Genomic DNA, 12,782 nt, shown 5'->3' with positions numbered 1-12,782 from the left:
AGCAAATCAATTCGGTTCGAGGTAGACGACGAACAGTACGAGCGGTTGAAAGAGATCAAAAACAAACGCGGTTACACCTGGAAGGGGCTAATGCTCGAAGGTGCGGAAGCATTGGACACCGGAGAGCCGTAGCAAGGCGAGTCGAGACACGAACGAATAGCGTCGAAGCGGTCCGCTCGAGTCAGTCCGAACCGCTGAAATACTGCCACGCCCTACTCGTGGCCGTGTCGAAGCAGGTCCAGCAGGTCGATACGATCTTCTGTCACGAAACCGGCGACGACTACCTGATCGTCGTCGAACGTGACGGCAAACGGCTGTTCAGAGCGAAGCTCGGACTCTCGGAAACCTCGGCCGGTCCCCGCCCCGCGAAGTTCCGGCTCAAAGACGGCTCGAGCGAAGAGCCCCGCCAGCCCGACGAGTTCGTCGAGCTCGCCCGTCGAGCCAAACGCATCCGCATCTCCGAGCAAACCTCACCCGAGGGACGGCGCGAACTCACCGAGATGCTCGCGGGCTACCAGCTCGAAGACAAAGCCAAGACCGTCCGGACCTGCCGCTACTGTGCCTCCGCGGGCCGGTACTCGCCGATCACGACCGAGACGGCTATCAAAGACGACAACGACTGGATCTGTCGGGACTGTGCCCGCCAGGAACTCGAGCGCCAGCTGTCGTTTTCGGGCAGTGGTGCGGTCACTGGCGCGGCCAAAGAGCGTCTCGAGGACCTCATGCTCGAGGTCCAGGACCTAGAACGGATCGTCAACCTGCTCAAGGGCCGACTCGATCCCGATCTGACGAAGTTCGATACGATTTCGGCGACGACCGACGAGGTCGACCCTGTCCGGATCGACTCGCTGAACCTGCATCCCGGCTTGCAGAACCTGCTCGAGGACCGGTTCGAGACCCTGCTGCCGGTCCAGAGCCTCGCGGTCGAAAACGGCCTCTTCGACGGCGAGGACCAAATGGTCGTCTCGGCGACGGCGACCGGGAAGACCCTCGTCGGCGAGATGGCCGGCATCAACCGCGTGCTCAACGGCAAGGGGACGATGCTCTTTCTCGTGCCGCTGGTGGCCCTGGCCAATCAGAAGTACGAGGACTTCCAGGACGAATACGGCCACCTCGTCGACGTCTCCATTCGCGTGGGCGCGAGCCGGATCGCCGACAACGGCAACCAGTTCGATCCCAACGCCGACGTCATCGTCGGCACCTACGAGGGGATCGACCACGCCCTGCGGACAGGCAAGGACATGGGTGACATCGGCACCGTCGTCATCGACGAGGTCCACACCCTCAAAGAGGAGGAGCGAGGCCACCGGCTGGACGGGCTCATCTCGCGGCTCAAGTACACCTGCGAGCAACGCGCGAAGCGCCGCGACGACTACCAGGGCGCGCAGTGGGTCTACCTCTCGGCGACGGTCGGCAACCCCGAACAGCTCGCGGGGGCTCTCGAGTCGACACTCATCGAGTTCGAGGAGCGGCCGGTGCCGATCGAACGTCACGTCACGTTCGCCGACGGCCAAGAAAAAGTCCGCGTCGAGAACAAACTCGTCAAACGCGCGTTCGACACCGAATCCTCGAAGGGGTATCGCGGGCAGACGATCATCTTCACCAACTCGAGGCGACGGTGTCACGAGATTTCACGCAAACTCGAGTACTCGGCTGCGCCCTATCACGCCGGCCTCGATTACAAACGGCGCAAGGAGGTCGAACGTAAGTTCGGCGAGCAGGAACTCGCCGCGGTCGTGACGACTGCCGCACTCGCTGCAGGTGTCGATTTCCCGGCCTCGCAGGTGATCTTCGACTCGCTGGCGATGGGCATCGAGTGGCTTTCGGTGCAAGAATTCCACCAGATGCTCGGCCGCGCGGGTCGACCTGACTATCACGATGAAGGGACCGTATACGTCCTCGTCGAACCCGACTGCGCATACCACAACTCGATGGAGATGTCCGAGGACGAAGTCGCGTTCAAACTCCTCAAAGGCGAGATGGAATCGGTGATGACCCACTACGACGAGGCCGCCGCAGTCGAGGAGACGCTGGCGAACGTCACCGTCGGCGGCAAAGCCGCAAAGGCGCTCAACGACCGCATGATCGGCGACGTGCCGACGAAACACGCTATCGGCAAACTCCTGGAGTACGAGTTCATCGACGGCTTCGAACCCACACCGCTCGGTCGCGTGGTCACGGAACACTTCTTAGAGCCCGGCGAGGCGTTTACGCTCATCGATGGCATTCGCAAGGACGCCCACCCCTACGAACTCGTCGCGGACATCGAACTGCGCGACGAGGATCGCTGATCGCGCCAGTCGCGCTCGGTACGCGCCGAGTCCAGCCACGATCGTTTTTACGCCCGCTTTGGCGGCCAGAACGATAAGGCAGCAGGCAAGATGACTCGTCGGTCACGGAACGAACGCGATTCCGAACAGCGACAGTGCAAGTACGAGCACCGAGCCCGGTACACCGCCGACTGCGACGATCAAGATCGTCAGCGGCGACACCGCCACCGTGACGCCGAAGCCGACCTGGGCGAGGTACAACACGACGAGCCCGCCCACCGCGTTGATAATGAAGGGTCTGGCAACCGCAATGAGCTGTGCCGCACCGAGAACGAGCACCAGGGCGAGAATCAAAAACAGCAACTCGAGTCCGGTCATAGGAGCGCTATCACGGCATCGGGCAAAACCGTTCTGTCGGTTCCCGATGACTGTCTCGAAGGGAGAGAGTGGCCGCCTCGAGCGTGGCAGTCCATACGACGACGGGCAGCAGGATAACGAAACGCTTTATGGTGTGGGGGCGATATCGATATGTACGGGATCGTGGGTTAGCTTGGTATACTTCGGGCCTTGGGTGCCCGTGACCCCGGTTCAAATCCGGGCGATCCCATAGTTCTGCTGTGAGCAAGACCGCCAGCGATGGCTCTGGGATGCTCAGACAGCTTTTTACAGCACAACTCCGTGACTGGCGGCTACTGCGATCGGTGTGATGAGTAGTAGTACTGACTAGCGGGCGACATCGAAACCGACGGCAGAGAACGAAACTATGAGTTCGGGGGGTGAGGTGTTCTGTGGAAACAGTCAACAGGATCCACACGGAGTACGATTAGACTGACCACAGTGAGGATCGAGTTGTGTACGGATCATCTCGCTATTCGTTGGGATCACCTCAATCCTATGTAGTGGGGACCAACCAATGAAGCCTTCCGTGGAAGCAATAGTACAGCCCTGTCGGACAACAGCGGCCACTGACGGCAATAAACTCGTTTTATCAGCAGTGCTTCCAGTCGCGGGTGCCAAGCTCCGAACGCATCGTCGTGTGCTCTTTCGAGCCCGTCTGCGTACGATAGCGGCTCGCTGACCGCTCGCAGCGGTCGATGCCTCGAGCCGTTCAGCTTCGTCCTCGTTTACAACCATTTATACCCGATGGCAGCCCTAGGACGGTGCAATGGCGCAAGCGGGCAACTCAGAACTCGTCGACTCCTTCGAGCAGTTCTTCCGCAACTACTACGACAACGAGATCAAACAGCTTGCCCAACGCTATCCCAACGAGCAGCGGTCGCTGCACGTCGACTGGCAGGATCTCTACCGGTTCGATCCCGACCTCGCGGACGACTTCATCGCCCAGCCCGAACAGCTCCAGCGCTACGCCGAGGAAGCGCTGCGACTGTACGATCTCCCGATCGACGTCAGCCTTGGACAGGCACACGTCCGGATCCGCAATCTCCCCGAGACGGAGTCCCCCGAGATCCGGGAGATCCGCGCGCCGGATATGAACTCCCTCGTGCAGGTCCACGGAATCGTCCGCAAAGCCACCGACGTCCGCCCCAAAATCGAGGAAGCAGCCTTCGAGTGCCAGCTCTGTGGCACCCTCACACGCGTCCCGCAATCAAGCGGTGACTTCCAGGAACCCCACGAATGTCAGGGCTGTGAACGACAGGGCCCCTTCCGCATCAACTTCGACCAGTCCGAGTTCGTCGACTCCCAAAAACTGCGCATCCAAGAAAGCCCCGAGGGACTGCGCGGCGGCGAAACCCCCCAGTCGCTCGACGTCCACATTGAAGACGACATCACCGGCGAGGTCACCCCCGGCGACCACGTCTCCGCGACCGGCGTCCTCCGCCTCGAGCAACAGGGCGACAACCAGGACAAATCGCCCGTCTTCGACTTCTACATGGAAGGGATGTCCGTCGATATCGACGAAGAACAGTTCGAGGACATGGACATCACCGACGAGGACAAGAAGCAGATCTACGAGATTTCCAACCGTGACGATGTCTACGAGAAGATGATCGCCTCCATCGCGCCCTCGATCTATGGCTACGAGCAGGAGAAACTCGCAATGATCCTGCAGTTGTTCTCGGGCGTGACCAAGCAGTTGCCCGACGGCTCGCGGATTCGAGGCGACCTGCACATGCTGTTGATCGGTGATCCGGGGACTGGGAAATCGCAGATGCTGGGCTACATCCAGAACATCGCACCCCGCTCGGTCTACACCTCAGGCAAGGGATCGTCCTCGGCAGGTCTCACAGCCGCCGCCGTCCGCGACGACTTCGGGGACGGCCAGCAGTGGACGCTCGAGGCTGGCGCGCTCGTCCTCGCCGATCAGGGAATCGCAGCGGTCGACGAGCTCGATAAGATGCGGTGTGTCACAGGAGATACCTTGGTACACACCGGGAGTGGGATCAAGCCGATTCGGGAACTCGCACACGACGCGATAGCAGACGGGTCGGTCGAAGACCTCGAGAACGGTCGGACGATTCGTGATGTCGATGCGGACGTCTGGACGATGACTGACGACGGAGCTATCGTCAAACGTGACGTTCTCGCGATCCACGAGTACAACGCGCCGGATGAGTTGTGGAACGTCGAACTGGAGAGCGGAGAACAGCTCACGACGACGGCAGACCACCCGTTCTTCGTTCTGGCGGACGGCAAACGCGAAGAACGGCAAGCTCAGCAGCTTCGCGAAGATGACTGGGTGTACGTGCCGGGGACGGTTCCGACAGAACTCACCGATGGTGGAGTCAGCGTCCTTCCCGCCGCTGAGACGAACGCAGAACCCAGTCACATAAGCGCTGCTCACGGCGCAATCTTGGGTTACATCGCCGGTGACGGGAACGTCTGCTACGACCGAGAAGCGGGTAGCTACGGATTCCGCTTTACCAACACTGAAGACGAACTGCTGGATGACTTCGAGTCAGCGTGCAAAGAGGCGTTCGATACACACACTGTTCGCCATCCGAGCGAGCAACGGGATGACGGTGTCGAAACGATCCGTGTTCATGGGAAGCAATACGTCGACGCCCTTCTCGATTCAGGCGCGAACCTCGAGACGTACGACGGGAAACGACTCCCCCAAGCGGTAACCAATGCATCCCGTGAGACGAAAGCGGCGTTCATTCGTGCGCTCGCAGATTCGGAGGGGACAGTCGATACCCGAGTCGTCAAGATTTCCTCCTCGAGCTACGAGCTTCTTCTCGGGACGAAGATGCTCCTGCTCGAGTTCGGCATCTCGAGTCAGATACAGACGCGAACCCGCGACGGCAAGCGAGACCTATTCGTTCTCGCGATCACGTCCGATCACTCACTCGAAGCGTTCGATCGACACATCGGATTCACCCTGAATCGAAAGCAGCGTGCGCTGGAACGGGCCTGTGACCGAACGACCGGTACTCGAACGATTCTCGACGTGCTACCCGAGTGTGGTGAGTTGTTCGAACAAGCACGTGGTGCGCTCCGACTCCATCAATCGGAGTGTGGGCTACAGAGCGATGCGACCTACTGCAACTTCGAAAACGGAGATGCCAACGCGTCGCTTCGGCTCTCAGAAACGATACTCGAGACGTTCGAAGAGCGAAAAACAGCAGCCAGCGAGAATCGTGACGAACTCGCTTCCGAGACGTCCTGGGAACGTCTCGCAGAACTCCGAGAGCGATACCACGTCTCTCAGAGAGAGGTGGCTGCAGAACTGCCGCTTTCTCAGCAACAGGTATCTGCTCGATGGGGGAATAGTGAAGATCTTCGAGAGCTGGTTCGAAACCGGCTACGTGAATTACTCGCAACGCCTGCGTCGGTTGATCTCGAGCCGCTTCGGAAGTTGATCGAGAGCGATGTGAAATGGCGTCGTGTCACTGCAGTCCACTCGGTAGCTGCCCACGACCACACGGATACCAGAATCCGAGTTCTCGAACAACGACTCGCGGATGTAATCGGCGCTTCGACCGTCGATTCGATCCGAGAACGTGCGCGCTCCGTGCTCGAAACGGACGAACCAGCCAAAACGTGGGATGAATTACAGGAGCAACTCGAGACGTATGACATCTCGTTCCAGCAAGTGGCAGCGGAGATGGATGTCGCAGGATCAACGATCTCACGGTGGTTCTCGGGAGCCGTCGATGTCGACAACTTCGATACCGTCCAGTCCGTCTGTGAATCGTTATTCGACGCGAAGCGAGAGCAGATATCGGCGCTTCTCGAGGAGATCGAACCGCGAGACCAGCCACGCGTCTATGACCTTACCGTCGAGGGAACACACAACTTCATCGCGAACGGGATGGTCGTCCACAATTCCGAGGACCGTTCCGCCATGCACGAGGCCTTAGAACAGCAGAAAATCTCCGTCTCGAAGGCTGGCATCAACGCCACTCTCAAATCGCGCTGTTCGCTGCTGGGTGCCGCGAACCCTAAGTACGGCCGCTTCGATCAGTACGAACCGATCGGCGAGCAGATCGACCTCGAGCCAGCGCTCATCTCGCGGTTCGATCTGATTTTCACGGTCACTGACCAGCCCGACGAGGAGAAAGACCGGAATCTCGCAGAACACATCTTGACGACCAATTACGCAGGGGAGTTGACCACACAACAAGAAGAGATGACTTCCCTCGAGGTCAGTGACGACGAGATCGAGGAGATGACCGAGCAGGTCGATCCCGAGATCGACGCCGAACTCCTGCGCAAATATATCGCCTACGCCAAGCAGAACTGTCATCCGCGGATGACCGACGCAGCCCAAGCAACGATTCGGGACTTCTACGTCGATCTGCGGTCGAAGGGGACCGACGAAGACGCTGCCGTTCCCGTCACGGCGCGGAAACTCGAGGCACTGGTTCGACTTGCGGAGGCAAGCGCCCGTGTTCGCCTCTCGGACACGGTCGAGCAGCGCGATGCCGAACAGTCCGTCGAAATCGTTCGCTCCTGTCTCCAGGACATCGGCGTCGATCCCGAAACCGGCGAGTTCGACGCGGACATCGTCGAGGCCGGCACCTCGAAATCCCAACGCGACCGGATCAAGAACCTCAAAGGACTCATCAGCGACATCGAAGAGGAGTACGACGACGGTGCGCCGGTCGATATCGTCCTCGAACGCGCCGAAGAGGTCGGTATGGACCAGTCGAAAGCCGAACACGAGATCGACAAGCTCAAACAGAAAGGCGAGGTCTACGAGCCGAGTACGGATACGCTTCGGACGACGTAACCGGAGTCGTCTCGCGACGTTTTGAGCGAGCCGCCGTCAGAGCTCGTCGATATTTGTAACGGTCGCCCGAATCGTCACTGCTGCGACGTCGGCGACCTCGGCAGCGGCGGCCTGTGTGATCGACGGCCACGCCTCGCGTTCTCCGGCCGCCTTGTAGAGACAGGCCGCAGCGACGCCGCCGGGATTGCGACCGCCGATCAGGCCCGCTTCGAGTAGGGCCTCGACGTGTTCTCGCGCGCGACGCTCGACGGCGGTTCCGAGCTCGAGTTCAGAAGCGAAGCGTGGCAAATACTGTGCGGGGTCGATCGGCCCCGTCCGCAGCCCCAGCTCGCGGTTCATCGCATCGTAGGCAGCCGAGAGTTCGGCATTGTCAGCGCGTGCAACGGCAGTGATTTCGTCGATCGTGCGGGCGATCGAGCGCGTCCGACAGGTGGCATAGATCGCAGCGGCGGCAAATCCTTCGAGCGAACGCCCCTGAAAGAGCCCCTCTGACTGGGCGGATTCGAACAGCGCACAGGACTGCTCTCTGACGGACTCCGGCAGCGAGAGCAAGGCAGTGAGCCGTCTGATTTCCGCAAAGCCGTACACCTGATTTCGCTCGGCTTTCGACGAGATCCGTGCGCGGTTGTGTTCGCGGCGAAGACGAGCGATCTGTCGCCGTTTCCGGCCGGTCAGACGAGAGCTGGTGCCTGCGTGCGAGCCGTATCCGATCTCCGTTGAAAGTCCACGGTCGTGGCGCGACCGAGTCAGCGGTGCCCCGGTTCGTCTCGGATCGGAGTCGTCGTCCTCGAACGACCGCCACTCCGGGCCGCGATCGATCTCGTCTTCCGCGGAGACGAGTCCACACTCCTCACAGACGATTTCCGTGCCCTGCTTCCGTAATCTGCCGTCACATTCGGGGCAGTCCGGTGCTGTATCGGCATCTGCCATTGGTTATTTCCCCTTATATCCAATTTGATTCTAATAGTATTTAAACTATTGGAGAGAGGAACGAACGAGAGACGTGAAACGACAGTCGGCAGAGAGCTATCGATCGAAGAGCCACGTCAGTACGGACTGTGACTGCGATTGAGATTCGCAGGGTGAGGGGCCCGTCGTATCCGTCCGCTCAGCCAACAGTCGTTCGTACTGGTCGACGATCGCCTGTCGGCGTCGCTTACTTGTCTCGAGTGCCCGCTCGAGTACGGCGATGCGAGCGGAGAGTCGTATCCGTTCGATCCGAGCGGAACGCAACGCTGGGTGGTGTGTCGAATCGGTGATCAACCGGTCACGCGGGGCGGTCGATTCGAGCGCGTCGTCGACGATGATCGGTTGGTGTCGGTCGTCAGCGGGAGAGACGGAGTCGGCCTGTTCGGCGGACATGGCTCGATAGGACGTCCACAGGGAGCGAGAAAAAGATCAGTCAGTCGGGTGTCAGACACGTCTGACGCGGGTCGTGCGCCCGACGGACGTTACTCCGAGAGGTGCTCGAGCACACCCGGATCTACAGATAAGCAAGGCGAGTGCCTCGGGGCGTGACCCCGAGGCGGTTCACTACTCCGACGAGCGCTCGCTCGCGATGCTCGCGAGCACGCCCGCAGTGTCGGCCGGCACAGGTTCGGGCTCGCTGCCGGCGGCGGCCGCAGCGTCGGGGTCTTTGAGCAGGTGCCCCGTCGTCAGGCAGGCGACGCGCTCATCGTCGTCAACGACTCCCTCGGCACGGAGCTTGCGCAGGCCGGCGATCGACGCGGCAGAGGCGGGTTCGACGCCGATTCCCTCACCTGCGATGTCGCGCTGGGCCTCGGTGATCTCCTCGTCGGAGACCGCAACCGCGGTGCCACCGGTCTCGCGGATGCCGGGCAGGGCCTTGGGTGCGTTGACCGGATTGCCGATCCGGATTGCGGTTGCACGCGTCTCAACATCGTCCCAGCGCCGGACTTCGTCGGCGCCGTTTTCGATCGCCTCGACCATCGGGGCAGCGCCTTCGGCCTGCACACCCGTCAGCTTGGGCACGTCGTCCTCGTCGAGTTCGCCGGCCTGAACGAGTTCGCGGAAGGCCTTGTACAGTGCTGAGGTGTTGCCCGCGTTGCCGACTGGCAGCACGATCCGGTCCGGAACGGCGTCGTAATCGGCGAGGAAGCCCTCGAGAATCTCGAGGCCGATCGTCTTCTGGCCCTCGAGGCGGAAGGGATTCAGCGAGTTCAGCAGGTAGGCCTCGCCCTTGGCGGCGAGTTCCTGAACGATGTCGAGACAGGCGTCGAAGTTGCCGTCGACCTCGAGAATGCGCGCGCCGTGGAGACTCGCCTGAGCGATCTTGCCGGCGGCGACCTTCCCTGCGGGCAGGAGGACGAGCGTCTCCATGCCGCCGCGGGAGCCGTAGGCGGCCAGTGCAGCGCTCGTGTTTCCGGTCGACGCACAGGCCAGCCGACCGACGCCGAGTTCCTTCGCGACGCGGACGCCGACGGTCATCCCGCGGTCTTTGAACGAGCCCGTCGGGTTCATCCCCTCGTGTTTGATCCGCAGCGTCTCGACACCGATCGATTCCTCGAGACGAGGAACCTCATACAGCGGCGTCGCACCCTCCTGAATCGAGACGCCTTCTGCAAAGGGCAGCGCGTCGGCATACCGCCAGACGCCGTGGCCCTCGAAATCGTCGAACGTCGGCAACTCGGCGTAGCGAACCTCGAGCAGTCCGTCACACTCATCACAGGTGTAGCGAACGTCGTCGAAGGGAGCGAACGTCTCGCCACACTCGATGCACTCGAGCCAGACGCCATCGTCGGCGTCGGCGGGTTCGTCAGGCTGCTCGGCCGAGAGACTGAGACTCATTATCGGATGGGAGGGATGCAACAGGGAAAAAGTGAGTGGATTCGGCGATGACGTGGGTTACTCGATCGTCTCGTCGAACTCGTCGATCACGTCGTGAACCGTCGCCGTCCAGACGTCCAGCGCTTCGTGCAGCATCTCTTTGACGTCTGGCAGCGCGATCGCAGTATACTGGTAAATGTACCCACCACCGTCCAGCAACCGTCGATCCCGGCGAACGAGGTCCCGCTCGTGCAGCGTCGACAGCGAGCGGTTGACCGTACTCCGGTCTCGCTCGAGCGTCGCGGCCAACTCTTCGATCGTACTGCCGGGTTGAGAATACAGTGTCAAGTAGGTCCGAGTCTCGTGATCCCCGATTCCGAACACGCAGCTCAGTACGGTTTCGAACTGGGGGTTCGATTCCTCCATCAGTTCCCCGAGGCGGTGCTGGGGGGTGTCGGACATACTGGCTCGTACGGCCGCGAACGTCAAAATACTCGTCACGGCCAGCCGGAACGTGCAGCCGCGCCGTCGTCACGCATTCTCAGCTGTTGCCCCGTAGCCCATGTTTCGGATGCAGGTCCGCATTTCGCGTTCGGTCTCGTGGCGGTGGAGCCGCGTCGGCGTATCACAGTAGTACACCGAGCCGTCGTATCGCAACGTCACCTCGTACTCGCTCTGTGCCGCTGTCGTCGTAATCACGACCCGTCGTCCGTCCTCGATCGCGTCCATGATGGCATCCGCCTCGAGGTCGCCAGCCGAGATCCGGAGCGGGTTCGACATCGCGTGAGAGTGGGTGCGCTGGTCCAAAGAAACTTCGTATCATCGCTCCAACTGCTGGGCCCTCCGGTCGCTGCGGGCAATTCAAAGACCCCCGACAGGCAAAACCGAGCGCCGGGAACCGGCTGTGCATGACGAGTCCCGAACCGGGATACCGCTACACTGACCCAGAGTGTGTGATGTCATATGGCATCAGAGACAGTAACCAAACGACCCGAACGAACTGAAACGGCACTCGAGCCCTGGCAGGCAGGAACTGTCGGCGGTATCATCGGCGCGATCGTCTTCGGCGCGATGATGGTGGTCCAGACGCCTGGCGTCCTCGAGATGGCGATCCCAGCGATGTATGGGCTCGAAGGCGGGCTTGCGGGAACGATCGTTCACCTCTCCCACGGCGCGGTCATCGGTGTCGTCTTCGCGGCGCTGCTCGTCACAACGGGGCGCGCCGACGCGAGTCCGACGACGGCAGGACTCCTTGGACTCGGCTACGGCGTCGGGGTCTGGCTGGTCCTCGCCGTCTTCGTGATGCCGATCTGGCTCTCGGCGGTCGGGTTCGAACTGGCACCTGCCGTCCCGAACATCGCTGTCGAGAGTCTCGTCGGCCACGCCGCGTACGGACTCGTCCTCGGCATCGTGTACGCAGCCCTCGAGTAAGGAAAAGCGGGATCGAACAGCTACTCGAGCAACCAGCTCAACAACGCCTTCTGGGCGTGAAGCCTGTTTTACAGCCCACCTTTTTTCGCTCGGGTTCGTTCCACTCACCACTCACGAAAAAATCTGGACCAAAAACCGATCACTCACTTCGTTCGTGATCGACTGACTACTCGAGCAACCAGCTCAACAACGCCTTCTGGGCGTGAAGCCTGTTTTCGGCCTGATCGAAGACGATCGACTGGTCGCCCTCGACGACGTCGTCAGTGATCTCCTCGCCGCGGTGAGCCGGCAGGCAGTGCATCACCGAGGCCTCGGGGGCGTGCTCGAGCAAGTCCGCAGAGACCTGGAAGCCCTCGAAGTCGTTCATGCGAACGTCACGTTCGTCTTCCTGACCCATCGAGATCCAAACGTCCGTGTAGATGACGTCGGCGTCGGTGGCCGCCTCGATGGGATCGGTCGTGGTCGTCGGATCGCCGCCGAGGTCGCGGGCGCGCTCTAAGACGGCGTCGTCGACTTCGTACCCCGCGGGCGTTGCAATCGTCAGGTCGACGCCGGTCAGGGCACAGCCGAGCGCGAACGACTGGGCGACGTTGTTGCCATCGCCGATCCAGGCCGCCGAGACGTCCTCGAGGCCGTCCTCGTGTTCGCGGATCGTCTGGAGGTCCGCGAGCGTCTGGCAGGGGTGGGCGTCGTCGGTGAGCCCATTGACGATCGGCACCGACGAGTATTCGGCGAGCACCTCGACGTTCTCGTGTTTGAAGACGCGGGCCATCACCGCGTCGACGTATCGTGAGAGCGCACGCGAGGTGTCTTTCAGCGGTTCGCCCCGCCCGAGTTGGATGTCGTCTTCCCCGAGGAAGATCGCGTGCCCGCCCAGTTGGGTCATCCCCGTCTCGAAGGAGACGCGGGTCCGAGTGCTTGCCTTCTGGAAGAGCATCCCTAAGGTCTGTCCGGACAGGTCGGCGTGGTCCTCGCCGTTCTCGACGGCGCGTTTGTATTCGTCGGCTCTGTCGAGAACTGCGAACAGTTCCGCCTCGGAGAGGTCGTCGACGTCGAGGAAATGTCTCGGCTGTGTCTCGTCCGTATCTGTCGTCATAGTA

10 protein-coding genes and 1 tRNA gene are annotated in these 12,782 nt (G+C 61.3%); 4 read left to right on the top strand and 7 right to left on the bottom strand.

The features are described 5' to 3' along the window. The first annotated feature begins 224 nt into the window (after positions 1-224). The gene (locus C476_RS13420) at positions 225-2,291 is read left to right on the top strand and encodes a DEAD/DEAH box helicase (protein WP_008013873.1); all 2,067 of its coding nucleotides are present in this window, start codon (positions 225-227) and stop codon (positions 2,289-2,291) included. A gap of 102 nt (positions 2,292-2,393) precedes the next feature. Here C476_RS13420 and C476_RS13415 read toward each other — a convergent pair whose 3' ends face one another. After that, positions 2,394-2,648, bottom strand: a complete 255-nt coding sequence (locus tag C476_RS13415; RefSeq protein ID WP_008013871.1) for a pro-sigmaK processing inhibitor BofA family protein — start codon at positions 2,646-2,648, stop codon at positions 2,394-2,396. 156 nt (positions 2,649-2,804) lie between these two features. Between C476_RS13415 and C476_RS13410 the strand changes: the two genes are divergently transcribed. After that, a tRNA-Pro gene (locus C476_RS13410) sits at positions 2,805-2,877 on the top strand. A gap of 558 nt (positions 2,878-3,435) precedes the next feature. After that, a complete protein-coding gene (locus C476_RS13405) occupies positions 3,436-7,464 on the top strand; it encodes an LAGLIDADG family homing endonuclease (RefSeq protein WP_008013869.1) in 4,029 nt (1,342 codons plus the stop codon). A 36-nt stretch (positions 7,465-7,500) separates the two neighbouring features. On the opposite strand, the gene C476_RS13400 is transcribed toward C476_RS13405, so the two are convergent. The 5 genes from C476_RS13400 to C476_RS13380 all read right to left on the bottom strand — a co-directional run bounded on the left by C476_RS13400 (position 7,501) and on the right by C476_RS13380 (position 11,031). Continuing rightward, on the bottom strand, positions 7,501-8,394 hold the full coding sequence (locus C476_RS13400) for a transcription initiation factor IIB (protein WP_008013867.1): 894 nt from the start codon (positions 8,392-8,394) through the stop codon (positions 7,501-7,503). Between the two features lie 96 nt (positions 8,395-8,490). Continuing rightward, positions 8,491-8,826, bottom strand: coding sequence for a hypothetical protein (locus C476_RS13395; protein WP_008013866.1), 336 nt, complete (start codon positions 8,824-8,826; stop codon positions 8,491-8,493). Positions 8,827-8,997: 171 nt separating this feature from the next. Then, a complete protein-coding gene (gene thrC, locus C476_RS13390; protein ID WP_008013864.1) occupies positions 8,998-10,272 on the bottom strand; it encodes a threonine synthase in 1,275 nt (424 codons plus the stop codon). Between the two features lie 57 nt (positions 10,273-10,329). After that, positions 10,330-10,713, bottom strand: a complete 384-nt coding sequence (locus C476_RS13385; RefSeq protein WP_008013862.1) for a helix-turn-helix domain-containing protein — start codon at positions 10,711-10,713, stop codon at positions 10,330-10,332. 69 nt (positions 10,714-10,782) lie between these two features. Next, complete coding sequence (locus C476_RS13380; RefSeq protein WP_008013860.1) at positions 10,783-11,031, bottom strand: hypothetical protein; 249 nt, start codon at positions 11,029-11,031, stop codon at positions 10,783-10,785. 183 nt (positions 11,032-11,214) lie between these two features. Here C476_RS13380 and C476_RS13375 point away from each other — a divergent pair, with 183 nt between their 5' ends. Continuing rightward, positions 11,215-11,682 (top strand): hypothetical protein, encoded by a 468-nt coding sequence (locus C476_RS13375; protein ID WP_008013858.1) that lies wholly within the window; start codon positions 11,215-11,217, stop codon positions 11,680-11,682. Between the two features lie 166 nt (positions 11,683-11,848). Here the strand turns inward: C476_RS13375 and argF are convergent, their stop codons facing one another. Further along, positions 11,849-12,778: an ornithine carbamoyltransferase gene (argF, locus tag C476_RS13370; protein WP_008013856.1), complete on the bottom strand. Its 930-nt coding sequence runs from the start codon at positions 12,776-12,778 to the stop codon at positions 11,849-11,851. Positions 12,779-12,782: the final 4 nt, after the last annotated feature.

The organism is Natrinema limicola JCM 13563 (assembly GCF_000337475.1).
GTDB lineage: Archaea > Halobacteriota > Halobacteria > Halobacteriales > Natrialbaceae > Natrinema > Natrinema limicola.
This window is presented reverse-complemented; position numbering and strand designations above follow the sequence as displayed.